This window comes from Streptococcus sp. CL5.50, from assembly GCF_049738015.1.
Classification (GTDB): Bacteria; Bacillota; Bacilli; order Lactobacillales; family Streptococcaceae; genus Streptococcus; species Streptococcus mitis_CA.
The window spans coordinates 110,896-137,127 of the sequence record NZ_JBKOTR010000002.1 but is presented as its reverse complement, the minus strand read 5'-3'; the positions used below and the strand labels follow the sequence as shown (position 1 = coordinate 137,127).

24 protein-coding genes are annotated in these 26,232 nt (G+C 43.0%); 20 read left to right on the top strand and 4 right to left on the bottom strand.

The features are described from left to right. Positions 1 to 190: 190 nt before the first annotated feature. From yhbY to ACLNCV_RS01990, 18 genes are all read left to right on the top strand, one after another. On the top strand, positions 191 to 502 hold the full coding sequence (yhbY, locus tag ACLNCV_RS02075) for a ribosome assembly RNA-binding protein YhbY (RefSeq protein ID WP_173876481.1): 312 nt from the start codon (positions 191 to 193) through the stop codon (positions 500 to 502). Between the two features lie 50 nt (positions 503 to 552). Further along, positions 553 to 1,182 (top strand): nicotinate-nucleotide adenylyltransferase, encoded by a 630-nt coding sequence (locus ACLNCV_RS02070; RefSeq protein WP_173876480.1) that lies wholly within the window; start codon positions 553 to 555, stop codon positions 1,180 to 1,182. Next, positions 1,182 to 1,775, top strand: coding sequence for a bis(5'-nucleosyl)-tetraphosphatase (symmetrical) YqeK (yqeK, locus tag ACLNCV_RS02065; protein ID WP_261126360.1), 594 nt, complete (start codon positions 1,182 to 1,184; stop codon positions 1,773 to 1,775). The genes ACLNCV_RS02070 and yqeK overlap by 1 nt, the downstream gene beginning before the upstream one ends. Next, entirely contained in the window at positions 1,776 to 2,129 is a 354-nt protein-coding gene (rsfS, locus tag ACLNCV_RS02060) for a ribosome silencing factor (protein WP_119920127.1), read from the top strand. A 108-nt stretch (positions 2,130 to 2,237) separates the two neighbouring features. After that, complete coding sequence (locus ACLNCV_RS02055) at positions 2,238 to 2,978, top strand: class I SAM-dependent DNA methyltransferase (RefSeq protein WP_424844826.1); 741 nt, start codon at positions 2,238 to 2,240, stop codon at positions 2,976 to 2,978. Positions 2,979 to 2,987: 9 nt separating this feature from the next. Further along, a complete protein-coding gene (locus ACLNCV_RS02050; protein WP_261126362.1) occupies positions 2,988 to 4,085 on the top strand; it encodes a nucleotidyltransferase in 1,098 nt (365 codons plus the stop codon). 203 nt (positions 4,086 to 4,288) lie between these two features. Beyond that, positions 4,289 to 5,902, top strand: a complete 1,614-nt coding sequence (locus ACLNCV_RS02045) for a ribonuclease Y (RefSeq protein WP_261015806.1) — start codon at positions 4,289 to 4,291, stop codon at positions 5,900 to 5,902. A gap of 129 nt (positions 5,903 to 6,031) precedes the next feature. Beyond that, on the top strand, positions 6,032 to 6,658 hold the full coding sequence (gmk, locus tag ACLNCV_RS02040; protein ID WP_000775041.1) for a guanylate kinase: 627 nt from the start codon (positions 6,032 to 6,034) through the stop codon (positions 6,656 to 6,658). A gap of 24 nt (positions 6,659 to 6,682) precedes the next feature. Next, positions 6,683 to 6,997, top strand: a complete 315-nt coding sequence (gene rpoZ, locus ACLNCV_RS02035; RefSeq protein ID WP_000979235.1) for a DNA-directed RNA polymerase subunit omega — start codon at positions 6,683 to 6,685, stop codon at positions 6,995 to 6,997. A gap of 65 nt (positions 6,998 to 7,062) precedes the next feature. Further along, entirely contained in the window at positions 7,063 to 9,459 is a 2,397-nt protein-coding gene (locus ACLNCV_RS02030; protein WP_261029120.1) for a primosomal protein N', read from the top strand. Positions 9,460 to 9,471: 12 nt separating this feature from the next. Next, entirely contained in the window at positions 9,472 to 10,407 is a 936-nt protein-coding gene (gene fmt / locus ACLNCV_RS02025) for a methionyl-tRNA formyltransferase (RefSeq protein WP_000163677.1), read from the top strand. Then, a complete protein-coding gene (gene rsmB / locus ACLNCV_RS02020) occupies positions 10,400 to 11,713 on the top strand; it encodes a 16S rRNA (cytosine(967)-C(5))-methyltransferase RsmB (protein WP_261126363.1) in 1,314 nt (437 codons plus the stop codon). The genes fmt and rsmB overlap by 8 nt, the downstream gene beginning before the upstream one ends. A 14-nt stretch (positions 11,714 to 11,727) precedes the next feature. After that, positions 11,728 to 12,468 (top strand): Stp1/IreP family PP2C-type Ser/Thr phosphatase, encoded by a 741-nt coding sequence (locus tag ACLNCV_RS02015; RefSeq protein ID WP_261126365.1) that lies wholly within the window; start codon positions 11,728 to 11,730, stop codon positions 12,466 to 12,468. Then, entirely contained in the window at positions 12,465 to 14,366 is a 1,902-nt protein-coding gene (gene pknB, locus ACLNCV_RS02010; RefSeq protein WP_261126367.1) for a Stk1 family PASTA domain-containing Ser/Thr kinase, read from the top strand. Before ACLNCV_RS02015 ends, pknB begins: the two co-directional genes overlap by 4 nt. 88 nt (positions 14,367 to 14,454) lie before the next feature. Continuing rightward, on the top strand, positions 14,455 to 15,213 hold the full coding sequence (locus ACLNCV_RS02005; RefSeq protein ID WP_020903004.1) for a threonine/serine exporter family protein: 759 nt from the start codon (positions 14,455 to 14,457) through the stop codon (positions 15,211 to 15,213). 1 nt (position 15,214) lies between these two features. Continuing rightward, a complete protein-coding gene (locus tag ACLNCV_RS02000; RefSeq protein ID WP_020901615.1) occupies positions 15,215 to 15,664 on the top strand; it encodes a threonine/serine exporter family protein in 450 nt (149 codons plus the stop codon). 113 nt (positions 15,665 to 15,777) lie between these two features. Then, a complete protein-coding gene (locus ACLNCV_RS01995) occupies positions 15,778 to 16,950 on the top strand; it encodes a hydroxymethylglutaryl-CoA synthase (protein WP_261029122.1) in 1,173 nt (390 codons plus the stop codon). Further along, a complete protein-coding gene (locus ACLNCV_RS01990) occupies positions 16,950 to 18,224 on the top strand; it encodes a hydroxymethylglutaryl-CoA reductase, degradative (RefSeq protein WP_261029123.1) in 1,275 nt (424 codons plus the stop codon). Before ACLNCV_RS01995 ends, ACLNCV_RS01990 begins: the two co-directional genes overlap by 1 nt. Before the next feature lie 41 nt (positions 18,225 to 18,265). Here the strand turns inward: ACLNCV_RS01990 and ACLNCV_RS01985 are convergent, their stop codons facing one another. The 3 genes from ACLNCV_RS01985 to ACLNCV_RS01975 form a co-directional block, all read right to left on the bottom strand. Further along, the gene (locus tag ACLNCV_RS01985) at positions 18,266 to 19,522 is read right to left on the bottom strand and encodes an ISL3 family transposase (protein ID WP_078238307.1); all 1,257 of its coding nucleotides are present in this window, start codon (positions 19,520 to 19,522) and stop codon (positions 18,266 to 18,268) included. A 160-nt stretch (positions 19,523 to 19,682) separates the two neighbouring features. Continuing rightward, on the bottom strand, positions 19,683 to 20,648 hold the full coding sequence (locus ACLNCV_RS01980) for a LacI family DNA-binding transcriptional regulator (protein ID WP_261029124.1): 966 nt from the start codon (positions 20,646 to 20,648) through the stop codon (positions 19,683 to 19,685). Beyond that, positions 20,629 to 22,083, bottom strand: a complete 1,455-nt coding sequence (locus ACLNCV_RS01975; protein WP_261029125.1) for a glycoside hydrolase family 32 protein — start codon at positions 22,081 to 22,083, stop codon at positions 20,629 to 20,631. The genes ACLNCV_RS01980 and ACLNCV_RS01975 overlap by 20 nt, the downstream gene beginning before the upstream one ends. 381 nt (positions 22,084 to 22,464) lie before the next feature. Here ACLNCV_RS01975 and ACLNCV_RS01970 point away from each other — a divergent pair, with 381 nt between their 5' ends. Then, a complete protein-coding gene (locus ACLNCV_RS01970; RefSeq protein ID WP_153199200.1) occupies positions 22,465 to 24,402 on the top strand; it encodes a sucrose-specific PTS transporter subunit IIBC in 1,938 nt (645 codons plus the stop codon). 149 nt (positions 24,403 to 24,551) lie between these two features. After that, the gene (scrK, locus tag ACLNCV_RS01965) at positions 24,552 to 25,439 is read left to right on the top strand and encodes a fructokinase ScrK (RefSeq protein WP_084927800.1); all 888 of its coding nucleotides are present in this window, start codon (positions 24,552 to 24,554) and stop codon (positions 25,437 to 25,439) included. 42 nt (positions 25,440 to 25,481) lie between these two features. Here scrK and ACLNCV_RS01960 read toward each other — a convergent pair whose 3' ends face one another. Then, complete coding sequence (locus tag ACLNCV_RS01960; RefSeq protein ID WP_000076189.1) at positions 25,482 to 26,099, bottom strand: TVP38/TMEM64 family protein; 618 nt, start codon at positions 26,097 to 26,099, stop codon at positions 25,482 to 25,484. Positions 26,100 to 26,232: the final 133 nt, after the last annotated feature.

Below are 26,232 nucleotides of genomic sequence, written 5' to 3'. Positions count from 1 at the left end.
TTATTAAGGCGAGCGTTGCGAGCCCGTAGAGAATACTTTTCGCCGTGGTGTCAGTTGGTACAAGTGATTGTACCAACTGCGGAAAATTTGAGACTATAGACTCAAATTTTAGTCATGAAAGTCCGAAGGACTTTGCTGACGTCCGCCACCACTTTAGAAAAGTATAAAAAGAAACTCTTTTAAAGAAATTATGTCATTAACATCAAAACAACGTGCCTTCCTCAACAGTCAGGCACACACCCTCAAACCCATCATCCAAATTGGGAAAAATGGACTGAACGACCAAATCAAAACCAGCGTTCGTCAAGCTCTTGACGCCCGCGAATTGATTAAAGTAACGCTCTTGCAAAATACCGATGAAAATATCCACGAAGTAGCTGAAATTTTGGAAGAAGAAATCGGTGTGGATACAGTCCAAAAAATCGGACGCATCTTGATTTTGTTTAAACAATCTATCAAGAAAGAAAATCGCAAGATTTCTAAAAAAGTCAAAGAAATCTAAAAACCTACTCCAAATAACTGTTTTTACAGAGAAATAAAGGAGACTAGCCTATGGCAATCGAACTATTGACTCCCTTTACCAAGGTAGAGTTGGAGCCAGAAATCAAGGAGAAAAAACGCAAACAAGTCGGTATTTTAGGAGGGAATTTTAACCCTGTTCACAATGCCCATCTGATTGTTGCGGACCAAGTACGGCAACAGTTGGGACTGGACCAAGTTCTACTCATGCCTGAATACCAACCTCCTCATGTAGATAAAAAGGAAACCATCCCTGAGCACCATCGCCTCAAGATGATTGAGTTGGCGATTGAGGGGATTGAAGGTCTGGACATTGAAACTATTGAGTTGGAACGTAAGGGCATTTCTTACACCTATGACACTATGAAGATTTTGACAGAGCAACATCCTGATACGGATTATTACTTTATCATCGGTGCTGACATGGTGGACTATCTGCCTAAGTGGTACCGAATTGATGAACTGGTAGATATGGTTCAGTTTGTGGGAGTTCAGCGCCCACGCTACAAGGCTGGCACTTCCTATCCAGTTATCTGGGTGGATGTGCCTCTCATGGATATCTCGTCCAGCATGGTGCGTGACTTCCTTGCCCAGGAACGGAAACCCAATTTTCTCCTACCTCAGCCTGTGCTAGACTACATCGAGAAGGAGGGTCTATACTGATGGCCTATCAAGACTATATCAACTGCTCTCGTGAGGCTTTGTTGGAAAAAATGGCAGAGCTTCTGCCTGAAAAACGCTTAACCCATTGCTTGGGTGTGGAGCGTGCAGCTATAGAACTAGCCCAGCAATTTGGAGTAGATGTTGAGAAGGCAGGTCTTGCAGGCCTTCTTCATGACTATGCTAAAAAGCTGTCAGATCAGGAATTTCTGGATTTGATTGACCGTTACCAGCTAGACCCCGACCTCAAAAACTGGGGCAATAATGTCTGGCATGGCATGGTTGGTATATACAAGATTCAGGAAGACTTGGATTTGGATGATTCTGAAATCCTGCGAGCCATTGAAATCCATACAGTCGGTGCTGGTCAGATGACAGATCTTGATAAGGTTATCTATGTAGCAGATTATATCGAGCACAATCGTGCCTTTCCTGGAGTGGACGTGGCGCGTGAGATTGCAAGTCTATCGCTCAATAAGGCGGTGGCCTACGAAACAGCTCGCACTGTGGAGCATCTAGCTCATCAGGGATTCCCCATCTATCCCCAAACCCTTGAAACCTATAACGCTTTTGTGCACTATTTGAAAGAGGACTAAATGAACGAAAAAGAATTACTAGAACTAGTCGTGAAAGCGGCTGATGAAAAACGTGCAGAGGATATCCTCGCACTTGATGTACAAGATTTGACTAGCGTGACAGACTACTTTGTTATCACTAGCTCAATGAATAGCCGTCAGTTGGATGCTATCGCTGATAATATCCGTGAAAAGGTAGCTCAAGCAGGCTTTAAAGGTAGCCACGTTGAAGGCGATGCAGCTGGAGGATGGGTCTTGCTAGACCTCGGTGCTGTCGTTGTGCATATCTTCTCAGAAGAAATGCGTGCCCACTATAATCTGGAAAAACTATGGCATGAGGCGAATTCAGTAGATATTTCAGAAGCTCTTGCTTAGAAGATGAACTCAGTTGTAGTCAACTGGTTTTCTTTGCTTATTTTAGAAAATTGATGGAAAGGTAAAGAGCGAGTGGTGTTTGCCATGGAGGCTCTTGGTATCATGATTATGGCAACTTATGAAACCTTTGCGGCTGTTTACGATGCTGTGATGGATGATAGTTTATATGATAAATGGACGGATTTTTCTTTGCGTCATTTGCCTAAGACAAAGGATAGAAAGAAGCTTTTGGAATTGGCTTGTGGGACAGGCATCCAGTCTGTGCGCTTTTTTCAAGCTGGTTTTGATGTGACTGGACTTGACTTGAGCGCGGATATGTTGAAGATTGCTGAGAAGAGAGCTACTTCAGACAAGCAAAAGATTGATTTTATTGAAGGCAATATGCTGGATTTGTCCAAGGTAGGTCAATACGACTTTGTCACTTGTTATTCGGACTCTATCTGCTACATGCAGGATGAGGTGGAAGTAGGGGACGTCTTTAAGGAAGTGTATAATGCCCTTAACGAAGACGGCGTTTTTATCTTTGATGTGCATTCGACCTATCAGACAGATGAAGTTTTTCCAGGCTATTCCTACCATGAAAATGCGGAAGATTTTGCCATGCTTTGGGATACTTACGAGGATGCGGCGCCTCACTCCATCGTGCATGAGTTGACCTTCTTTATCAAGGAAGCGGATGGTTCCTTTAGTCGCCACGATGAAGTGCATGAGGAGCGTACATACGAAGTCTTGACCTATGATATCTTGCTGGAACAGGCTGGTTTCAAGTCCTTCAAACTCTATGCCGACTTTGAAGACAAGGAGCCAACAGAAACTAGCACCCGTTGGTTTTTTGTCGCGCAGAAGTAGGAGAACATCATGACCATCACAGGTATTATCGCGGAGTTCAATCCTTTTCATAATGGGCACAAATACCTGCTGGAGCAGGCTGAGGGATTGAAAATCGTAGCCATGTCTGGGAATTTCATGCAGCGTGGAGAGCCTGCTATCGTAGACAAGTCGACACGGGCCCAGATGGCGCTGGAAAATGGAGCGGATCTGGTAGTGGAATTGCCCTTTTTAGTCAGTGTTCAGGCTGCGGATTTCTTCGGCCAAGGAGCTGTGGATATCTTGGCTCGGTTGGGTATTGATAGGCTAGCATTTGGGACGGAGGAAGTTATCGATTATCAGAAAATTGCTGACTTATACACAGAGCGAGGTGCTGAGATGGAGAGTTTTGTGGAAAATCTGCCTGATTCTCTCTCTTATCCCCAGAAAACCCAGGCCATGTGGAAGGAATTTGCAGGTCTTGATTTTTCTGGCAATACGCCAAATCATGTTCTTGCTCTGGCCTATGCCAAGGCGGTTGCAGGACGAAACATCAAGTTGCATCCGATTCAGCGTCAGGGGGCTGGTTACAATTCTGTGGATAAAAATGTGGACTTTGCCTCGGCGACAGCTCTTCGTCAGCACCAGAAGGACCAAGATTTCCTAGAACGCTTTATGCCATCTGTTGCTCTCTTTGAGCAGGCTAATAAGGTGAGTTGGGAAGACTATTTTCCCTTGCTTCGCTATCAAATCTTGTCCAATCCAGACCTAACCACTATCTATCAGGTCAATCAAGAAATGGCTGTGCGCATTAAAGAGGCTATTAAAACAGCCCAATCTCTGAAAGACTTGGTTGAGGTGGTTTCCACCAAACGCTACACCAAGGCGCGTGTCAGACGCCTATTGAACTATATCTTGGTGCAAGCTAGAGAAAGTGACTTGCCAGAAGCCATCCATGTTCTTGGTTTTACTGAAAAAGGCAGGCAACATCTCAAGTCTTTGAAAGGTCAGGTCAGTCTAGTCAGCAGAATTGGCAAAGAACCTTGGGATGCTATGACCCAAAAGGCAGACCAGATTTATCAACTTGGAAATCCAAGTATAGCAGAGCAGAATTTTGGCAGAGTGCCGATTAGAATAGAAACAAACTAAGTCTACTGAAAGGTAGGCTTTTTCTCAAATCTCTACTAAAACTAGGATTTCTAAGAAATAGAGATTGTACTAATAAATTATAGGTGTTTAAACTCCAATTTCCCCAAAACAGATTCTATTTTAGGTTTGTGAAAATCACTTTTTTATGGTAGAATGTAAAAGAATGTATGTCATTCGGAATAACAATAAAATGAGGTAAAAACATGGAAATCATGTCGCTTGCAATTGCTGTTTTTGCCGTCATCATTGGTTTAGTCATTGGATATGTCAGCATCTCAGCTAAGATGAAATCATCTCAGGAAGCTGCAGAGTTGATGCTTTTAAATGCTGAACAAGAAGCAACTAATTTACGTGGACAAGCTGAACGTGAAGCGGATTTACTTGTTAATGAAGCCAAACGTGAAAGCAAGTCTCTTAAAAAAGAAGCACTATTGGAGGCCAAAGAAGAAGCCAGAAAATACCGTGAAGAAGTGGACGCTGAATTCAAATCAGAACGTCAAGAACTCAAACAAATCGAAAGTCGTTTGACAGAGAGAGCTACTAGCCTCGACCGTAAGGACGACAATTTGACGAGTAAAGAACAAACACTTGAACAAAAAGAACAAAGTATTTCTGATAGAGCGAAAAACCTTGATGCGCGTGAAGAGCAATTAGAGGAAGTCGAAAGACAAAAAGAAGCAGAACTAGAGCGTATTGGTGCCCTGTCTCAGGCAGAAGCACGAGATATTATCCTGTCTCAGACAGAGGAGAACTTGACCAAGGAGATTGCCAGTCGCATTCGCGAAGCTGAGCAAGAGGTCAAGGAACGTTCTGACAAAATGGCTAAGGATATCCTAGTTCAAGCCATGCAACGTATCGCTGGTGAATATGTAGCGGAGTCAACAAACTCAACGGTTCATCTACCAGACGATACTATGAAGGGACGCATTATTGGTCGTGAAGGTCGTAACATTCGTACCTTTGAAAGTTTGACAGGGGTCGATGTGATTATCGACGATACACCAGAAGTGGTGACCTTGTCAGGATTTGATCCGATTCGTCGCGAAATTGCCCGTATGACTATGGAAATGTTGCTCAAGGATGGTCGTATTCATCCAGCTCGCATCGAAGAGTTGGTTGAGAAAAACCGTCAAGAGATTGACAATAAGATTCGTGAATATGGTGAGGCAGCTGCCTATGAGATTGGTGCGCCAAACCTTCATCCAGACTTGATGAAAATCATGGGTCGCTTGCAGTTCCGTACTTCTTATGGACAAAATGTCTTGCGCCATTCGATTGAGGTTGCTAAGTTGGCTGGTATCATGGCTAGTGAGCTTGGTGAAAACGCGGCTCTTGCCCGTCGTGCCGGATTCCTTCACGATATCGGGAAAGCTATTGACCGCGAGGTTGAGGGTAGCCACGTTGAAATCGGTATGGAATTGGCTCGTAAGTACAAGGAACATCCAGTTGTGGTGAATACGATTGCTAGCCACCACGGTGATGTCGAAGCAGAAAGTGTCATTGCAGTGATCGTTGCTGCGGCAGATGCTTTGAGTGCAGCCCGTCCAGGTGCTCGTAGTGAGTCTCTTGAAAGCTACATCAAGCGTCTTCATGATTTGGAAGAAATTGCGAATGGCTTTGAAGGGGTACAAACTAGCTTTGCCCTTCAAGCAGGACGTGAAATCCGCATCATGGTCAATCCAGGACAAATCAAGGACGACAAAGTCACAATCTTGGCTCACAAAGTTCGTGAGAAAATTGAAAACAATCTCGATTACCCAGGAAATATCAAGGTAACCGTGATTCGCGAGCTTCGTGCAGTAGATTATGCTAAATAAATAAGAAAGAGCAGTTGAAAAATTACTGCTTTTTTGTTACACTAGATAGAAAGACTGTAAAGGATAATCTGGCTTTTTGTCATTATTCTAGAGAAATGTTATTTCACAGACTGACTAAAAGGAGACACAATGGCAGACCGAGGCTTACTAATCGTTTTTTCTGGTCCTTCAGGAGTTGGAAAAGGAACGGTTAGGAGAGAGATTTTTGAGAGTTCTGAAAACCAATTTCAATACTCTGTATCGATGACGACACGCGCACAACGTCCTGGAGAAGTGGACGGTGTTGACTATTTCTTCCGTACTCGAGAAGAGTTTGAAGAGCTGATTCGTCAAGGACAGATGTTGGAATACGCAGAATATGTCGGCAACTACTATGGAACTCCCCTGACCTATGTCAATGAAACCTTGGACAAGGGAATTGATGTTTTCCTTGAAATTGAAGTTCAGGGTGCTCTTCAGGTCAAGAAAAAGGTTCCAGATGCTGTCTTTATCTTCCTGACACCACCAGATTTGGATGAATTGCAAGATCGTTTGGTAGGACGTGGAACAGACAGTGCAGAAGTGATTGCCCAACGAATCGAAAAGGCCAAGGAAGAAATTGCTCTCATGCGTGAGTATGATTATGCGATTGTCAACGATCAGGTGCCCCTAGCTGCTGAGCGTGTCAAACGTGTGATCGAAGCAGAACACTTCCGTGTGGATCGTGTCATTGGTCACTATCAGGAGATGTTACCAAAATCTCCAACTACTCGATAAAATTTAGAAAATAGGTACAAGCAAATGATGTTAAAACCCTCTATTGATACCTTGCTCGACAAGGTTCCATCAAAATATTCACTCGTAATCTTGGAAGCAAAACGTGCCCACGAATTGGAAGCAGGTGCGCCAGCAACTCAAGGTTTCAAATCTGAAAAATCAACTCTTCGCGCTTTAGAAGAAATCGAATCAGGAAACGTTACAATTCACCCAGATCCAGAAGGAAAACGTGAAGCAGTGCGTCGCCGTATCGAAGAAGAAAAACGTCGTAAAGAAGAAGAAGAAAAGAAAATCAAAGAGCAAATCGCTAAAGAAAAAGAAGATGGTGAAAAAATTTAAGGTTGGGGGGACTCAATCTTATTTTTTCTATTGCAAGAATGTACTGACAAGGAGGAGGTGAGAAGATGGCCATAGCTAAGATTATCGTAGATGTACCCTTGATGCAGACGGACCAACCCTATAGTTATAGGATTCCGGAGGAATTTGAGGGAATGCTGGAAGTTGGGATGCGGGTTCATGTGCCTTTTGGTAAGGGCAATCGTCTGATTCAAGGGATTGTTCTTGGTTTGGAGTCTCAATCAGATGAGGAAGATATGGAGAAAGATTTAAAAGATATTGCTGAGGTGCTGGATTTTTCTCCTGTTCTCACGCAAGAACAACTCTGGCTAGCTGAAGAGCTCCGCAAGTCCGTCTTCTCCTATAAAATCTCCATCCTCAAGGCTATGTTACCGGGATTTCTGAACTCCAGCTATGACAAGATTCTCTATCCTCTGGCAGGTCTGAGTCAGGCAGACAAAAAACGCTTGTTTGGTTCAGAAGATTCGCTTGCCTTTTCTTCTCTGGATTTAGGTAAGCAAGCTGAAATGATGCGTTTGACTAGAAAAGGCCTGCTTGGTCTGGAATATCAGGCAATTGATCAAAAGAAGGTCAAGACCCAGTCTTGGTATGAGGTGAATCTTGCTCAATTAGAAAGTGTAGAGATTTCTACACGCGCCAAGAAAAAGTTAGAACTGAGAGACTATTTGCTTTCTCATCCTGAGAGTGCTTCCTTGGCTAGTTTGCTAGAGTTCTATTCGCGGGAGCAAGTCAACTTCTTTGTGGAACAAGGTGCTGTGACCATAGTCCAAAAGGAAGTGAAACGCTCGGCTGCTTATTTTGAAGGCATTGAGGCAAGTCAGCCTTTGGAGTTGAATCCAGAGCAAAGACAGGCGCGTGATGCGGTTGTGAGTGCGATTGGCAGTCATCAGCCTCCCTTCCTCCTTCAAGGGATTACAGGAAGTGGGAAGACCGAGGTTTACTTGCAGATTATCCAAGGGGCTTTGGACAAGGGCAAGACAGCTATTTTGCTGGTGCCTGAGATTTCCTTGACTCCACAAATGACGGAGCGTTTTATCGCTCGTTTTGGAGACAAGGTGGCCATTCTTCATTCAGGCCTGTCCAATGGTGAAAAGTACGACGAATGGCGCAAGGTGGAACGAGGAGATGCCCAAGTTGTGGTTGGCGCCAGATCGGCTATCTTTGCTCCGCTGAAAAATCTAGGTGTCATGATTATCGATGAAGAGCATGAAGCGACTTATAAGCAGGACAGTAATCCCCGTTACCATGCAAGGGATGTAGCTGTTTTGAGGGCCCAGTACAATCAAGCTGCCCTGGTACTTGGTTCGGCAACTCCTAGTCTGGAAAGCCGTGCTCGGGCTGGAAAAGGCGTCTATCAACATTTACGTCTGACCCAACGAGCTAATCCTTTGGCTACTATTCCCAAGGTTCAAGTGATTGACTTTCGAGACTATATCGGACAAAACGAGACATCAAACTTTACGCCACCTTTGTTAGAAGCTATTCAGGACCGTCTGGCTAAAAAAGAGCAGGTGGTTCTTATGCTCAATCGCCGTGGTTATTCTAGCTTTGTTATGTGTCGGGAGTGTGGGACGGTGGATACTTGTCCTAACTGTGACATTTCCTTGACCTTGCATATGGATACCAAGACCATGAACTGCCATTATTGTGGTTTTTCGAAGGATATTCCTCACGTTTGCCCCAACTGTAAGAGTCGCAGTATTCGTTACTATGGGACGGGGACACAGAAGGCTTATGACGAGCTGGCAGAACTCTTTCCGCAAGCCCGTATTTTGCGGATGGATGTGGACACGACTCGTAAGAAAGGTAGTCACCAAGCTCTTCTTGACCAGTTTGGACGAGGAGAAGCAGATATTTTACTAGGTACTCAGATGATTGCCAAGGGATTGGATTTTCCCAATGTGACTTTGGTCGGAGTTCTAAATGCCGATACAGCCTTGAATCTGCCTGATTTCCGTTCTTCTGAGAGAACCTTCCAGCTCTTGACTCAGGTGGCAGGCCGTGCAGGTCGTGCTGAAAAAGCTGGTCAGGTCTTGATTCAGTCTTACAATCCGCAGCACTATGCTATTCGATTTGCCAAGGATCAGGACTACGAAGGCTTTTATGCCTATGAAATGGGAATTAGACGACAACTTGGTTATCCACCTTACTATTTCACCATTGGAATTACCCTTTCTCACAAGAAGGAAGAAGAGGTGGTCAAACGTGCCTATGAAGTCATGAATATTTTGCGGTCAGGTTTGTCTGAAACCAGTGACATCCTTGGGCCGACGCCAAAACCGATTGCTCGTACCCACAACCTCTATCATTACCAGATTTTGATTAAATACCGTTTAGAAGATGAGCTAAGTCCGACCCTCAACCAGGTCTTGGCCTTGACTCAAGAACGGGAAAATAGTGAGCTCCGTCTCAGCATTGACCATGAGCCGCAGCAATTTTTATAAGAAGGAGAAGATATGACAAAATTAATCTTTATGGGGACACCCGACTTTTCAGCAACAGTTTTAAAAGGACTTTTGACAGATGACCGTTACGAAATTCTAGCCGTTGTGACCCAGCCAGACCGTGCTGTTGGTCGTAAAAAAGTGATCCAAGAAACCCCAGTCAAGCAGGCTGCCAAAGAGGCAGGACTTCCTATCTACCAACCTGAAAAATTATCTGGAAGTCCAGAGATGGAAGCTATTATGCAGTTAGGAGCAGATGGAATTGTGACTGCTGCTTTTGGCCAGTTTCTCCCAAGTAAACTCCTTGATAGCATGGACTTTGCTGTCAACGTTCACGCTTCTCTTCTTCCTAAACATCGTGGTGGTGCGCCTATCCATTATGCCTTGATTCAAGGGGATGAGGAAGCTGGTGTGACCATTATGGAAATGGTTAAGGAAATGGATGCAGGAGATATGATTTCTCGTTGCAGTATTCCTATCACGGATGAGGACAATGTCGGCACCTTGTTTGAGAAATTGGCGCTAGTTGGTCGTGATTTGCTTTTGGACACTTTGCCTGCCTATATTGCTGGCGATATCAAACCTGAACCGCAGGATCCAAGTCAGGTTACTTTCTCGCCAAATATCAAACCCGAGGAAGAAAAGTTGGATTGGAATAAAAGCAATCGTCAACTCTTTAACCAAATCCGTGGAATGAATCCGTGGCCTGTTGCCCATACTTTCCTTAAGGGCGACCGCTTTAAGATTTATGAAGCACTACTAGTGGAAGGTCAGGGAAATCCAGGTGAGATTCTTTCTATCGGCAAGAAAGAATTGATTGTCGCAACAGCTGAAGGAGCTTTGTCTCTCAAACAAGTGCAGCCAGCTGGTAAGCCTAAGATGGACATTGCTTCCTTCCTCAACGGAGTTGGACGTACATTGACTGTAGGAGAACGATTTGGTGACTAAAGTAGAAACGGCTAGAAGTTTATCCCTAGCAGTATTAGAGGATGTTTTTATCAATCAAGCATACTCAAATATCGCCTTAAATAAGCATCTCAAGGGAAGTCAGCTCTCTGTAGCAGACAAGGGCTTGGCGACCGAGCTGGTCTATGGAACAGTAGCCCGTAAACTGACTCTGGAATGGTACTTGTCCCACTTTATTGAAGACAGAGATCAGTTAGACAGCTGGCTCTACGTCCTTCTTCTCATGAGTGCCTACCAGCTCCGCTATTTGGACAAGATTCCAGATCATGCTGTGGTCAATGAAGCAGTAGAATTGGCCAAAGTCCGTAAAAAAGGCAGTGAAAAATTGGTCAACGCTGTCTTACGCCGTATCTTGCGTGAAGGCTGGCCAGATATTACTAGCATCAAACGAAAAAACAAGCGTGATTCTATTACCTATTCTCTCCCAGTTTGGCTCGTGTCTAAACTTAAGGAAGAATACGGAGAAGAGCGAGCGCAAGCTATTTTTGAAAGTCTTTTGGTGCGAAACAAGGCCAGTATCCGAGTGACTGATTTAAGTCGAAAAGAGGAAATCCAAGTCTTGTTGGAGGCTAGTGCTTCACCTTTGTCTGTTTCTGGTCTGGTTAAGGAGCAAGGCCATTTTGCGGGATATGACCTATTTTCAGAGGGAGCTATTACTATCCAAGACGAGTCCAGTCAGCTGGTTGCTCCCACTCTTGATTTACAAGGTGATGAGCAGGTTCTAGATGCCTGTGCGGCTCCGGGTGGAAAAACAGCCCATATAGCCTCTTATCTAACGACAGGTCAGGTTACGGCTTTGGACTTGTACGATCACAAGTTGGATTTAATCCAAGAAAACGCCCAACGTCTAGGGGTTGCAGATCGGATTCAAAGGCAAAAATTAGATGCCAGAAAGGTGCATGAGTTTTTTGGTCAGGATTCATTTGATAAGATTTTGGTGGATGCTCCCTGTTCAGGAATTGGTCTTCTGCGACGCAAACCAGACATCAAATACAATAAAGAAACGGCAGATTTCGCTTCCTTGCAGGAAATTCAGCTAGAAATATTAGGTAGTGTTTGTCAAACACTACGCAAAGGTGGTATAATAACTTATAGTACCTGTACTATTGTCTCAGAGGAGAACTTTCAAGTCGTACAGGCATTTTTAGAAAGTCATCCTGAATTTGAGCAGGTAACACTAGAACATGAATGTAAGGATATTATGAAAGATGGCTGTATCCTCATTACCCCTGAATTGTATGGAAGTGATGGATTCTTCATCAGTCAATTTCGCAAGATATCGGATTAGGAAGGAACTAACACATGGAAATTTCATTATTAACAGATGTTGGTCAGAAACGAACAAATAACCAAGACTATGTCAACCACTATGTCAATAGAGCTGGACGTACCATGATTATCCTAGCTGATGGTATGGGAGGTCATCGTGCGGGGAATATCGCTAGTGAGATGGCGGTAACAGACCTAGGTGTAGCTTGGGTAGATACTCAAATCGATACGGTTAATGAAGTACGTGAATGGTTTGCTAACAACCTTGAGATTGAAAATCAAAAGATTAACCAATTGGGACAAAATGAAGCCTATAAAGGAATGGGAACAACTCTCGAGGCTGTTGCTATTATTGGCAATCAGGCTATCTATGCCCACATTGGGGATTCTCGTATCGGTTTAATTCGTGGAGAAGAATACCACCAGTTAACAAGCGACCATTCTTTGGTCAATGAATTGCTCAAGGCTGGTCAATTGACACCTGAAGAAGCAGCTAGCCACCCACAGAAAAATATTATTACCCAGTCAATTGGTCAAAAAGACGAAATTCAGCCTGATTTTGGAATGATTACCCTTGCGACAGGAGATTATCTCCTACTTAATAGCGATGGATTAACCAACATGATTTCAGGCAGTGAGATTTGTGATATTGTAACCAGTGATATTCCTTTGGCAGATAAAACAGCGACGCTCGTGCGTTTTGCTAACAATGCAGGAGGTTTAGACAATATTACGGTTGCCCTTGTTTCTATGAACGAGGAGGATGAAGAATGATCCAAATCGGCAAGATTTTTGCCGGGCGGTATCGGATTATCAAACAAATTGGTCGAGGAGGCATGGCAGATGTATACTTGGCCAAGGATTTGATTCTAGACGGGGAAGAAGTGGCAGTAAAGGTCCTAAGGACCAACTACCAAACAGATCCCATTGCAGTGGCTCGTTTTCAGCGTGAAGCGAGAGCCATGGCAGATCTGGACCATCCTCATATCGTTCGGATTACAGATATTGGTGAGGAAGACGGTCAACAGTACTTAGCTATGGAGTACGTAGCAGGACTTGACCTCAAACGCTATATCAAGGAACACCATCCTCTTTCAAATGAAGAAGCGGTCCGAATCATGGGACAAATCCTCTTGGCTATGCGCTTAGCTCATACTAGAGGCATTGTTCACCGTGATTTGAAACCTCAAAATATCCTCTTGACACCAGATGGGACTGCCAAAGTCACAGATTTTGGGATTGCGGTAGCCTTTGCTGAGACGAGTCTGACTCAGACCAACTCTATGCTGGGCTCGGTTCATTACTTGTCACCAGAGCAGGCGCGTGGTTCTAAAGCGACTGTACAGAGTGATATCTATGCCATGGGGATCATCTTTTATGAGATGTTGACAGGACATATCCCTTACGATGGGGATAGTGCAGTGACCATCGCCCTCCAGCATTTCCAGAAACCATTGCCATCGGTTATAGCTGAGAATCCATCTGTGCCTCAGGCTTTAGAGAATGTTGTTATCAAGGCAACTGCCAAGAAATTGACAGATCGTTATCAGTCAGTTGCAGAGATGTATGTGGACTTGTCTAGTAGTTTGTCTTATAATCGTCGCAATGAGCCTAAATTGGTGTTTAATGATACCACTAAGGCTGACACCAAGACTCTTCCTAAAGTTCCACAAAGTACCTTGACTTCGATTCCTAAGGTGCAAACACAAAGTCCAAAGCCACAGACTGCGAAGCCGAGTCAGCAGGCTTCAGAGGACAATTACGCAACCAAGCCTGTTAAGAAACGGAAATTTAGAGTTCGCTATATGATTTTGTTGGCCAGCATTGTATTGGTGGCAGCTTCTCTTATTTGGATACTATCCAGAACTCCTGCAACCATTCCCATTCCAGATGTGGCAGGCCAGACAGTTGCGGAAGCCAAGGAAACGCTCAAGAAAGCCAATTTTGAGATTGGCGAGGAGAAATCAGAGGCTAGTGAAAAGGTGGAAGAAGGGCGGATTATCCGTACAGATCCTGACGCTGGAACTGGTCGAAAAGAAGGAACGAAAATCAATTTGGTTGTCTCATCAGGCAAGCAATCTTTCCAATTGAGCAATTATATCGGCCGTAAATCGACCGATGTTATCGCAGAACTCAAGCAGAAGAAGGTACCTGAAAATCTCATCAAGATAGAGGAAGAAGAATCAAGCGAGAGTGAAGAAGGAACAGTTCTTAGACAGAGCCCATCTGCTGGAACAACTTATGATTTGAGTAAGGCCTCAACAATTACTTTAACTATTGCTAAGAAAGTAACAAGTGTTGTCATGCCAAGTTATACAGGTTCCAGTCTTGAATTTACGAAAAATAACCTCATCCAAATTGTTGGTATAAAAGAAGCTAACATTGAAGTTGTAGAAGTTACCACAGCTCCTTCCGGAACTGCTGAAGGTACCGTCGTTGAACAGAGTCCAAGAGCAGGTGAAAAGGTAGATTTGAATAAGACACGCATCAAGATTTCAATTTACAAACCAAAAACACCGCCGTCAACATCATCATCAGCACCAGCCCAACGTGGAAACCAAGGTTCTACTACAACACCAAGTCAGGGGAACCAGCAAGGAAATCAACGAGGAGATACTCATTCTACTAATCAATCAAGTAGTGAGGGAAGCCACGAAAATTCACGTAATTAAACGAATCTTTGTCATGATTTCATGGCAAAGATTTTTTTTGACTCCAGATTTGTGATAGAATAGAAGGAGTTGATAAAAGGAGGAACGCATGGAAGAATCAAGAGAATTAAATGCCGTCATCGATGTGATTATGTTAGCTGGAACCATTCTTCTCAAAAGTGGCTCAGAGATTCATCGTGTAGAAGATACCATGATCCGTATTGCGCATTCGCAGGGGATTGTGGATTGCAATGTTCTTGCCATGCCTGCCGCTATCTTTTTCTCCATTGAAAATACCAATATTTCGCGTATGAAGCGCGTGACGTCCTCTTCTTATAACATTGAAAAAGTCTGCGATGTGAACCAAATTTCTCGTCAGTTGGTAGGGGGGCAGATTGATTTAGAAACAGCCTTTAAGCAATTGAAGGCTTTGCAAGCCCAACCCCTTCCTTATACTAAGTTGCAGGTAACTCTGGCTGCGACCTTTAGTGCTCCTTTCTTTTCAATTATGTTTAGTGGAAATATCTACGACGCACTTGGGGCAGGAGTGGCTACCTTATTTGGTTTTGCCTTTTCCCTCTATGTGGAGAAGTTTATCCGAATTCCCTTTGTGACGGCCTTTGCTGGAGCCTTTGTCTTTGGGATGATTGCCCAGTTTTGGGCTCGCTACACAGGTTTTCCTTCAACGGCAGATTTGATTATAGCTGGTGCGGTCATGCCTTTTGTACCAGGAATTGCCTTGACCAATGCGGTTCGGGATATTATGACTAACCACATAAACTCTGGTATGAGTAAGATGTTTGAATCCCTGCTCATTACCCTTGCTTTAGGGGCAGGAACTTCTGTCGCCTTGGTATTGATGAACTAATATGACACTAACAACCTTTTTATTACAAGCAGTGGCAAGTCTTCTTGCTATTATCACTTTTTTAATCGTACTCAATGTTCAACGCTCTATGCTCTTACCTGGAGGGATTTTGGGCATGGCTGTCTGGCTAATTTATCTCTTGCTCAAGGAACCGACCAATGTAATTGTGGCTACTTTTATTGCAGCCATTATAGGTTCTTGTGTCAGCCAGATTTTAAGTATTCTTTATAAGACACCTGCTGTGGTCTTTATCTTGGCCATCTTGGCACCTCTGGTTCCGGGTTATCTTTCTTATCGAACAACTGCCTTTTTTGTGACAGGGGATTATAGTCACGCCATTGCCAGTGCTACCTTGGTTGTTATGCTTGCTTTGGTGATTTCCATTGGAATGGCTAGCGGAACAGTGATTCTTAGACTTTATTCTCACTTACGAAAACAGCATAATGGTTAGAATAATAAGCGACTTGATTTGGTGAATCAAGTCTTTTTTCTCTCTTTTACTGCTATTTGTGATAAAATAGTATAGAACGATTTTTTACAATGAATGATAAAACAGAGGTAAATATGACAATCGGTATTGATAAGATTGGTTTTGCGACCAGTCAATATGTCTTGAAATTACAAGACTTAGCAGAAGCGAGGGGAATTGACCCTGAAAAATTAAGTAAAGGACTCTTACTCAAGGAATTGAGTATTGCGCCCCTAACTGAGGACATCGTTACTTTGGCGGCCAGTGCTAGTGACTCTATTTTAACTGAGCAAGAAAGACAAGAAATTGATATGGTCATTGTAGCTACTGAGTCAGGAATTGACCAAAGTAAAGCTGCGGCCGTCTTTGTGCATGGTTTGCTGGGCATCCAGCCCTTTGCTCGTAGTTTCGAGATTAAAGAAGCTTGCTATGGAGCGACAGCGGCCCTTCATTATGCCAAATTGCATGTGGAAAATTCTCCAGAGTCCAAAGTTTTAGTCATTGCCAGTGATATTGCCAAATACGGTATTGAAACTCCAGGAGAACCCACTCAGGGTGCTGGAAGTGTAGCTATGCTAATTACACAAAATCCACGCATTATGGCCTTTAATAATGACAATGTGGCTCAGACCCGTGATATCATGGATTTCTGGCGTCCAAATTACTCGACAACTCCTTATGTAAATGGTGTCTATTCTACCCAGCAATACTTGGATAGTTTGAAAACGACTTGGCTTGAATACCAAAAACGTTACCAGCTTACCTTAGATGATTTTGCGGCTGTTTGCTTCCACTTGCCTTATCCTAAATTAGCCTTAAAAGGCTTGAAAAAAATCATGGATAAGAGCCTGCCTCAAGAGAAAAAAGACCTCTTGCAAAAGCATTTTGACCAGTCTATTCTCTACAGTCAAAAGGTGGGGAATATCTACACAGGTTCACTTTTCCTTGGACTTTTGTCTCTCTTGGAAAATACAGATAGCTTGAAGGCTGGCGATAAAATCGCCCTTTATAGTTACGGAAGTGGGGCTGTAGCTGAGTTCTTTAGTGGTGAATTGGTTGAAGGATATGAAGCTTATCTGGATAAAGACCGTTTGAATAAGCTCAACCAACGAACTGCCCTGTCTGTTGTAGACTATGAAAAAGTCTTCTTTGAGGAAGTAGACTTAGATGAAACAAATTCTGCCCAGTTTGCTGGCTATGAAAATCAAGATTTTGCCTTGGTTGAAATTGTGGACCACCAACGCCGTTATAGCAAGGTTGAAAAATAATGAAGATAAGTTGGAATGGATTTTCTAAAAAATCATACCAAGAGCGCCTCGAGCTGTTAAAAGCTCAGGCGCTCCTTAGTCCTGAGAGACAAGCGAGTCTGGAGCAGGATGAACAGATTAGTGTGACTGTGGCAGACCAGCTGAGTGAGAATGTGGTGGGAACTTTTTCTTTACCTTATTCGCTGGTCCCAGAGGTCCTCGTCAACGGTCAGGAATACACAGTTCCCTATGTGACAGAAGAACCGTCCGTGGTTGCTGCGGCCAGCTATGCAAGTAAAATCATCAAGCGAGCAGGCGGTTTTACTGCTCAAGTTCATGAGCGCCAGATGATTGGGCAGGTGGCCCTTTATCAAGTTGCTAATCCTGATCTAGCGCAAGTGCAGATTGCAAGCAAGAAAGCCGAACTCTTGGAACTTGCCAATCAAGCCTATCCTTCTATCGTTAAACGTGGAGGTGGGGCGCGTGATTTGCATGTAGAACAGATAAAAGGCGAAACAGACTTCCTTGTTGTTTATCTCCATGTTGATACCCAAGAAGCCATGGGAGCCAATATGCTCAACACCATGCTGGAAGCCTTGAAACCAGTCTTAGAAGAACTCTGTCAGGGACAGAGTCTCATGGGGATTCTGTCAAACTACGCGACCGATTCTCTGGTGACAGCAAGCTGTCGCATCGCCTTTCGTTACTTGAGCCGCCAGAAGGACCAAGGACGAGAAATTGCGGAGAAAATAGCTTTAGCTAACCAGTTTGCGCAGGCTGATCCTTACCGAGCAGCTACTCACAATAAAGGGATATTTAACGGTGTTGATGCCATTTTGATTGCCACTGGTAATGACTGGCGTGCCATCGAAGCCGGGGCCCATGCCTTTGCCAGTCGAGATGGGCACTATCAAGGTCTTAGCTGCTGGACGCTGGACCTTGAAAGAGAAGAATTAGTTGGTGAGATGACTCTGCCCATGCCTGTAGCGACCAAGGGTGGGTCTATCGGCCTCAACCCTCGTGTAGCCCTCAGTCATGAGCTACTGGGAAATCCTTCTGCTAAAGAATTAGCCCAGATTATCGTGTCTATCGGACTTGCCCAAAACTTTGCAGCCCTCAAAGCCTTGGTGAGTACAGGGATTCAGCAAGGTCACATGAAATTACAGGCCAAATCCTTAGCTCTCCTAGCAGGTGCTAGTGAGTCTGAAGTTGCTCCCCTAGTTGAGCGCCTCATCGCAGATAAAACCTTTAATCTCGAGACAGCCCAGCATTATTTAGAAAACTTAAGATCATAAAAAAACTGGCTCTTTGTCAACTGTAGTGGGTTGAAGAAAAGCTAAGATCTAGAAAGGACGAAATTCGTCCTTTCTTTTTTGATGTTGATAGCGATAAAAATCCTTTTTTTGAAGTTTTCAAAGTTCCGAAAACCAAATGCATTTCGTTTGATAAGTTTGATGAGATTATTAGTAGCTTCCAATTTGGCGTTGGAGTAGGGTAGTTGAAGGGCGTTGATAATCTTTTCTTTGTCCTTTAGGAAGGTTTTAAAGACAGTCTGAAAAAGAGGATGAACCTGCTTTAGATTGTCCTCGATAAGTCCGAAAAATTTGTCTGGCTCTTTATTCTGGAAATGAAAAAGTAAGAGCTGATAGAGATTGTAGTGGAATTTCAAGTCTTCTGAATAGCTCAAAAGCTTGTCTAGAATTTCTTTATTTGTTAAGTGCATACGAAAAGTAGGGCGATAAAAACGTTTATCACTCAGTTTACGACTATCCTGCTGGATGAGCTTCCAGTAGCGTTTGATAGCCTTGTATTCATGAGATTTTCGCTCAAATTGATTCATGATTTGGACACGGACACGACTCATAGCACGGCTGAGATGTTGGACAATGTGAAAGCGGTCGAGAACGATTTTAGCACATGGGAAAAGCTGTTTAGCTAAGGCATAGTAGGGACTAAACATATCCATCGTAATGATTTTCACCTGACAACGAACGGCTCTATCGTAGCGCAGAAAGTGATTTCGGATGATAGCTTGTGTTCTACCTTCAAGAACGGTGATAATGTTGAGATTATCAAAGTCTTGTGCAATGAAACTCATTTTTCCCTTGGTAAAGGCATACTCGTCCCAGGACATAATCTCAGGAAGTTGGCTAAAGTTATGCTTAAAGCGAAAGTCATTGAGCTTGCGAATGACAGTTGAAGTTGAAATGGAAAGCTGATGTGCAATATCGGTCATAGAAGTCTTTTCAATCAGCTTATGAGCAATTTTTTGGTTGATAATACGAGGAATTTGGTGATTTTTCTCGACGAGAGAGGTCTGTGAGACCATCATTTTAGAGCAATGATAGCACTTGAAACGACGCTTTCTAAGGAGGATTCTAGTAGGCATACCAGTCGTTTCGAGGTAAGGAATTTTCGACGGTTTTTGGAAGTCATATTTCTTCATTTGACTTCCGCAATCAGGGCAAGATGGTGCCTCATAATCTAGTTTAGCGATGATTTCTTTGTGAGTATCCCTATTGATGATATCCATAAATTGGACATTAGGGTCTTTGATATCGAGCAGTTTTATGATAAAATGTAATGGTTCCATATGATTCTTTCTAATGAGTTGTTTCGTCGCTTTTCATTATAGATCTTATGGGACTTTTTTTCTACAACAAAATAGGCTCCATAATATCCATAGGGGATTTACCCACTACAAATATTATAGAGCCAAAAAACTCAGACGAATTCGTCTGAGTTTTTTGTACTTAAATACTTTTTCCTGGTAATAGTGTGACTGGTAAGAAGTAACCAGTTGTCGCGACCTCTTTGCCTTCAATCTTCTGCAAAAGGAGATCGACAGTGAGTTGGGCAATCTCTTTCATAGGTTGCTTAATCGTTGTCAGGTGAGGGTAGTAGTTTTCGATAAAGTAAGTCCCATCATAGCCGATGACCTTGAGATCTTCTGGGACAGAAATGCCCAGTTCTTGAGCGATTTTAATGACCAGAATAGCGGTCAAATCATCCGAAGCAAAGATGGCATCTGGTTTTTGACGGGTCAAGATATTCTTGATTTCCATTTCTTTTCTGACGGGCGAAAAGTCACTGGAAACATTGATAATAGGAGCTTTTGGGAGTACAGATGCAAAACCAGCGTGGCGTAGTCCAGTTGGCGAGTTAGAATTGTCATTCCCTGTAATCATAATGATAGACTGGGCGCCTGTCTTAACCAAGGTCTGGGCAGCAAGAACCCCACCAGCGTAGTTGTCAGAGGAGACGACAGGAATGTCTGGCGATAGGTTTCGGTCAAAGGAAATAATTGGTGCCGTCACGCGATTGTAGTCTTCGATTCCCAAGTTGTGACTACCCGAAATGATGCCGTCCACCTGATTGGCTTCCAACATTTCGATGTATTCGCGTTCCTTTTCAGAATCGTGCTCACTGTTGCAGATGATGGTCTTGTAACCATTCTTAAAAAGTTGGTGTTCCAGCTTATCAATCAATTCTGCATAGAAAACGTTGGAAATATTGGGGAAAATCAAACCGATTAACTTAGCTGATTTTCCTTGCAAGCTACGAGCTAGGTTGTTGGGTTTATAGCCCAATTCTCGCATGGCTTCATTGACTTTTTGGATGGTTTTCTCAGAGAGATACCCTTTTTTATTGATAACCCGAGAAACGGTAGTAGGGCTGACGCCTGCAAGTTTGGCGACATCAGTTAGTTTTGCGACCATAATCTAATTCATAGTAAGTTCCAGTTGGGTTTCCAGATTTAATCAGGATACCATTTTGGTCCGCATGTGGGAAGACACGACCAGAAAATACTTTTTCTCCTTTATTGATGAAAATTTCAAAGACAGAGTTATCGATGAAGATTGTAGCAGTAGTAGCCTGGTTATCGATTGGGCAAGAACGAGTTGTACCAAATTCTTGGGCATACTGTTCTCCAGCCTGGCTACGATCTACTGTCACTTGACCATTTACAAGGTCAAAGTTGATGGAAAGTCCCTTGCCTTCTTTATCAGCAAGTAAGACAATCTCGCTCTGGCTATTAGCTTCCAAGTTGAGTTCGAGTTCGTAAGTGTTATTGGTTTGAACACGGTTTGAGAAGGCTTCTTCAGAAGCACGAAGGTCCTTGATAGTTGCGACTGGGTATTGGTAGAGTTTGCCGTCTTTGATAGTGAGTTCCTTGACCAAAGAGAAGGTTCCTTGGTGGTCAAAACGGTCAGATGGGTAAGAAACATCTGGCAAGCCAAGCCAGCTAACAGCTAGAGCACGTCCATCAGGAGCGTTGAAGGCTTGAGTAGCATAGGCTTCGAAACCGTAATCCATGTTTTGAAGTTGAGATACATCTACCATTTTGGCATTTTCAGGGTCAAAGGAAGCCCCGATTTTATACATATTTGGATAGATATTGTCGTAGTCTAGAACTTCTTTATCCAATCCTTGTGGGCAGTAGAGAAGCACAGGTTGCTCTCCTACAAAGACCAGATTTGGACATTCCATCATGTAGGCAGTACGGTCGTTAGCAAAGTCAAGGTCGCCAACGGCTTGCCAGTTTGTATAGTCGTTGTCTACAGCCTTGTAGAGACGGACGAAACCTTTTTTCTCCAAGTCCTGTCCGCCGACGATAGCATAGTATTGCCCCTTAAAGTTAAAAATTTGCGGATCGCGGAAGTGGTCAGTAGAGTCAACTGGCTGGTCGATCAAGATCTTATCAATCTTTGTAATCTTGCCATCCTTGTCCATCAAAGCACCGATTTGGTAAGGGTGACGGATCCAGTTTTCATCACGAACATTTCCCGTATAAAATAGGAACAAGCTATCGCCAAACTGCATGGCAGAACCAGAGTAGGCACCGTGGCTATCTAATGGAGTATCGGGCAAAACTTTGACTCCGGTTTCTGTAAAGTGAACCAAGTCCTCACTTTCCAATTGCACCCAAGATTTCAAACCGTGGGCTGCACCAAAAGGAAAGTTCTGATAAAAAACAATCCACTTTCCATCAAAGTAAGAAAAGCCATTTGGGTCGTTGAGAAGTCCTGTTTTTGGCTCAACATGGTAATGAGTATGCCATGGAGATTGTGCCATATTTTCCTTTATATGTTGAATTTCTTCTTGCGTCCAATCTTGATAAAGTCTGTAACGACGCTCAGTTGTCCATTCCATTTATTTTATTCCTCCAAAAATCTTATTACTTTTAATAGTAACCGTTTTCGGAAAAAAAAGCAAGCCTTTTATGTTAAAAAAGAGAAAAAACTGTCAAACGTTTATCATAAAATAAATGCAGGAAATCAATTAAATTTTCAGGAAAATATGAAAGATAATGAAATAAAAATCTTTTCAACTAAGATTTTAAATTTATTTTTTCAAGAAATACCTGATAAAACAATCAAAAACAATCAATCTAAAGCGTGCCCATCAAGTGGATAGATTATTTTTTCTGCAAAACGCTTGACATATTTCTAAAACATGATAAAATAATAGTCGTAAGGGCGAATAAAATCGCTTTCAAATAAGAACAAAATTTTATATAAGGAGATTTTTGCTATGGATTATAGTAAAGTTGCTGCCGAGGTCATTGAGGCTGTCGGTAAGGATAATCTTGTAGCTGCAGCCCACTGTGCAACTCGTCTTCGTTTGGTATTGAAAGACGAATCAAAAGTGAATCAAGCAGCTCTAGATAATAATGCGGATGTCAAGGGAACTTTTAGCACTAACGGACAATATCAAATTATCATTGGTCCTGGAGATGTTAACTTTGTGTATGCGGAAATCATCAAGAAAACTGGTTTGAAAGAAGTTTCGACAGATGATTTGAAAGAGATTGCTAATAAAGACAAAAAGTTCAATCCATTGATGGACTTAATTAAACTTTTGTCAGACATCTTTGTTCCTATTATCCCTGCCTTAGTTGCAGGTGGTCTCTTGATGGCTTTACGTAACTTCTTGACATCACCAGACTTGTTTGGACCTCAATCAATTGAAGATATGTATCCTGCAATCAAAGGCTTCTCAGCTATGATTCAATTGATGTCTGCTGCTCCATTTATGTTCCTCCCTGTTTTGGTTGGTATTTCAGCAGCCAAGCGCTTTGGAGCAAACCAATTCCTTGGTGCGGCAATCGGTATGATTATGACCACTCCAGATTTAGGTGGTAAAGAAGCCTTCTGGGACATCTTAGGTTTCCATGTTACACAAACAAACTATGCTTATCAAGTTATTCCAGTCCTTGTTGCAGTCTGGTTGTTAGCAAATTTGGAAAAATTCTTCCACAAGAAATTGCCATCTGCAGTTGACTTCACTTTCACACCGCTTTTATCAGTGATGATTACAGGATTCCTTACCTTTACAGTTATCGGTCCTGTTATGTTGGTTGTGTCTGATGCGATTACAAATGCGATTGTATGGTTGTACAACACAACAGGTGCCTTTGGTATGGGGCTATTTGGTGGAACATATTCGCTAATCGTTATGACAGGTCTTCACCAATCATTCCCAGCAATCGAAACACAATTGTTGTCTGCTTACAATAATAACGGTACTGGATTTGGAGACTACATCTTTGTTGTTGCTTCAATGGCAAACGTAGCACAAGGTGCGGCTACTCTTGCAATCTACTTCTTGACAAAAAATGCTAAAACAAAAGGATTGTCAAGTTCGGCTGCTGTTTCTGCCTTCCTTGGTATTACAGAACCTGCTCTCTTTGGGGTAAACTTGAAATACAAATTCCCATTCTTCTGCGCCCTTGCTGGTTCAGCAATTGGTGCCTTCGTAGCAGGTTTAACTCACGTTATTGCAGTTTCATTGGGAGCGGCTGGATTTATTGGATTCCTTTCTATTAAGGCTGGTTCAATCCCTATGTATATAGTTGCGGAAATCATGTCCTTTGTTGCCGCCTTTGCTTTCACTTATTTCTACGGTAAAACAAAAGCAGCTAGTGTCTTTGCTGATGAAGCTGCCACAGCAACCGCAGAAACAGTTACTGAACCTACAGTAGAAGCACCAGTAGTGGAAGAGACTGATACTCTTCAAAATGAAACACTTGTAACTCCTATCGTCGGTGATGTTGTCGCTCTTGCTGATGTCAATGACCCAGTCTTCTCAAGTGGAGCTATGGGACAAGGTATCGCTGTGAAACCAAGTCAAGGTGTGGTTTATGCACCAGCTGATGCTGAAGTTTCAATCGCCTTTCCAACAGGACACGCTTTTGGTTTGAAAACAACTGATGGTGCTGAAGTTTTGATCCACGTTGGTATTGACACTGTGTCTATGAACGGTGAAGGTTTTGAAGCAAAAGTTGCTCAAGGTGATAAGGTGAAAGCTGGCGATATTCTTGGAACATTTGACTCAAACAAAATCGCTGCAGCTGGACTTGATGATACAACAATGGTTATCGTTACAAATACAGCTGACTACGCTTCAGTAGCTCCAGTCGCAACAGGTTCAGTTGCGAAGGGGGATGCTGTGATCGAAGTGAAAATCTAATCAATCCTCTCTAATGTGAAAACGAACAAATGACATGTTTGTTCGTTTTTGCTTGAATGGTAAGATTTACAGAGGAAAATCTAAAAAATAGAGAAATTTAGACTTTCGAAATATGCTATAATAAAGAAAATAAAAACAAGAGGTTTATCATGACAAAATTATATGGAAGCTTGGAAGCGGGCGGTACAAAGTTTGTCTGTGCTGTCGGTGATGAAAACTTTAACGTTGTAGAAAAAACACAATTTCCAACAACAACTCCAATCGAAACAATCGATAAAACCATTGAGTTCTTCTCGAAATTCGATAATCTTGCTGGTCTTGCAGTTGGTTCATTTGGTCCGATTGATATTGATAAAAACTCAAAAACTTATGGCTTTATCACAACGACTCCAAAACCAAACTGGGCAAATGTGGACTTGCTTGGTGCCCTTCGTCGCGCCCTAAACGTGCCAATGTACTTCACAACAGACGTAAACAGCTCTGCTTATGGTGAAGTGGTTGCCCGTAACAATGCTGGTGCTCGTATTGAAAACTTGGTTTACTACACAATCGGTACAGGTATCGGTGCAGGTGTTATCCAACGTGGTGAGTTTATCGGTGGTGTGGGTCACCCTGAAATGGGTCATTATTATGTTGCTAGACACCCAATGGATATTGAAAAAGAGTTTAAGGGTGTTTGTCCTTTCCATAAGGGATGTCTGGAAGGCTATGCAGCTGGTCCAAGTTTGGAAGCTCGTACAGGTGTTCGTGGGGAAAACATTGAACTCAACAACCCTGTTTGGGATGTTCAAGCCTACTATATCGCTCAAGCTGCGGTCAATGCGACAGTGACTTTCCGACCAGACGTGATTGTCTTTGGTGGAGGGGTCATGGCTCAACAACATATGCTGGACCGTGTCCGTGAGAAATTTACATCTCTTCTCAATGGTTACCTACCAGTACCAGATGTGCGTGAATACATCGTAACTCCAGCAGTCGCAGGAAATGGTTCTGCTACTCTTGGGAACTTTGTTCTTGCAAAAGAAGTTTCAAAATAAAGCACAAAATCCGCTTGGAAAACCAAACGGATTTTTTACATGTCAAAGCATTTGCCAGAAAAAGTCAATAATATAGGTCAGACCGTAGGTGTAAACCACGAGGGTAAAGGGCTTGGTCAGAATGATGATGGTCATATAGCGCTTGAAACTCATCTTGGTCAGGGCAGCCAGCATACAGAGAAAGTCAGCTGGACTAATGGGCCAAATCATCATAAAGATAAAGAAACGGTCAAAACGATTTCCTTTATCCAACCAGCCGATATACTTGTCATAGGTGCGCTTGCTGACGACAGACTGGACAAAGGCAGCCCCATAGAGGCGCACTAGATAAAAGATAATGGCGCAGCCAATGACAATGCCGATATAGTTGTAAATGGTTCCGATGATGTGGCCGTAGATAAAGACCCCAGCCACCGAGGTCAAGGCTCCTGGAATGATAGGGACGACAGTCTGTAAAATCTGTAAAAAGATAAAGAGAGGTGGCCCCCAGATACCTGCCTGCTGGATAAAGGCAGAGAGGGTTTCCTTAGACTGTAAAACCCCAGCCTGATAAGCCCAAATACAGAAAATCAAACTCCCAACCCCACCGACAATCGATGAGATATTGATAACTCGCTGTAAAAGGGGAGAAACAGCTTTCATTTGTTTATCCTGTGACATGTAAACTCCTCATAGATAGTATAACTCTACTATACCATATTTTGGAGGAGAAAGGGGGAATGAGTCTTTTTGCTATAGGAAGAGTGATGGATTTTGAGGCTAAACATGCTATAATAAAGGGAGCAGACATGTA

Bases quoted from the DNA above. Each gene is read 5' to 3' on its own strand.
- yhbY (WP_173876481.1), top strand. From the start codon at position 191: ATGTCATTAACATCAAAACAACGTGCCTTCCTCAACAGTCAGGCACAC.
- ACLNCV_RS02070 (WP_173876480.1), top strand. From the start codon at position 553: ATGGCAATCGAACTATTGACTCCCTTTACCAAGGTAGAGTTGGAGCCA.
- yqeK (WP_261126360.1), top strand. From the start codon at position 1,182: ATGGCCTATCAAGACTATATCAACTGCTCTCGTGAGGCTTTGTTGGAA.
- rsfS (WP_119920127.1), top strand. From the start codon at position 1,776: ATGAACGAAAAAGAATTACTAGAACTAGTCGTGAAAGCGGCTGATGAA.
- ACLNCV_RS02055 (WP_424844826.1), top strand. From the start codon at position 2,238: ATGGCAACTTATGAAACCTTTGCGGCTGTTTACGATGCTGTGATGGAT.
- ACLNCV_RS02050 (WP_261126362.1), top strand. From the start codon at position 2,988: ATGACCATCACAGGTATTATCGCGGAGTTCAATCCTTTTCATAATGGG.
- ACLNCV_RS02045 (WP_261015806.1), top strand. From the start codon at position 4,289: ATGGAAATCATGTCGCTTGCAATTGCTGTTTTTGCCGTCATCATTGGT.
- gmk (WP_000775041.1), top strand. From the start codon at position 6,032: ATGGCAGACCGAGGCTTACTAATCGTTTTTTCTGGTCCTTCAGGAGTT.
- rpoZ (WP_000979235.1), top strand. From the start codon at position 6,683: ATGATGTTAAAACCCTCTATTGATACCTTGCTCGACAAGGTTCCATCA.
- ACLNCV_RS02030 (WP_261029120.1), top strand. From the start codon at position 7,063: ATGGCCATAGCTAAGATTATCGTAGATGTACCCTTGATGCAGACGGAC.
- fmt (WP_000163677.1), top strand. From the start codon at position 9,472: ATGACAAAATTAATCTTTATGGGGACACCCGACTTTTCAGCAACAGTT.
- ACLNCV_RS02015 (WP_261126365.1), top strand. From the start codon at position 11,728: ATGGAAATTTCATTATTAACAGATGTTGGTCAGAAACGAACAAATAAC.
- pknB (WP_261126367.1), top strand. From the start codon at position 12,465: ATGATCCAAATCGGCAAGATTTTTGCCGGGCGGTATCGGATTATCAAA.
- ACLNCV_RS02005 (WP_020903004.1), top strand. From the start codon at position 14,455: ATGGAAGAATCAAGAGAATTAAATGCCGTCATCGATGTGATTATGTTA.
- ACLNCV_RS02000 (WP_020901615.1), top strand. From the start codon at position 15,215: ATGACACTAACAACCTTTTTATTACAAGCAGTGGCAAGTCTTCTTGCT.
- ACLNCV_RS01995 (WP_261029122.1), top strand. From the start codon at position 15,778: ATGACAATCGGTATTGATAAGATTGGTTTTGCGACCAGTCAATATGTC.
- ACLNCV_RS01990 (WP_261029123.1), top strand. From the start codon at position 16,950: ATGAAGATAAGTTGGAATGGATTTTCTAAAAAATCATACCAAGAGCGC.
- ACLNCV_RS01985 (WP_078238307.1), bottom strand. From the start codon at position 19,522: ATGGAACCATTACATTTTATCATAAAACTGCTCGATATCAAAGACCCT.
- ACLNCV_RS01980 (WP_261029124.1), bottom strand. From the start codon at position 20,648: ATGGTCGCAAAACTAACTGATGTCGCCAAACTTGCAGGCGTCAGCCCT.
- ACLNCV_RS01975 (WP_261029125.1), bottom strand. From the start codon at position 22,083: ATGGAATGGACAACTGAGCGTCGTTACAGACTTTATCAAGATTGGACG.
- ACLNCV_RS01970 (WP_153199200.1), top strand. From the start codon at position 22,465: ATGGATTATAGTAAAGTTGCTGCCGAGGTCATTGAGGCTGTCGGTAAG.
- scrK (WP_084927800.1), top strand. From the start codon at position 24,552: ATGACAAAATTATATGGAAGCTTGGAAGCGGGCGGTACAAAGTTTGTC.
- ACLNCV_RS01960 (WP_000076189.1), bottom strand. From the start codon at position 26,099: ATGTCACAGGATAAACAAATGAAAGCTGTTTCTCCCCTTTTACAGCGA.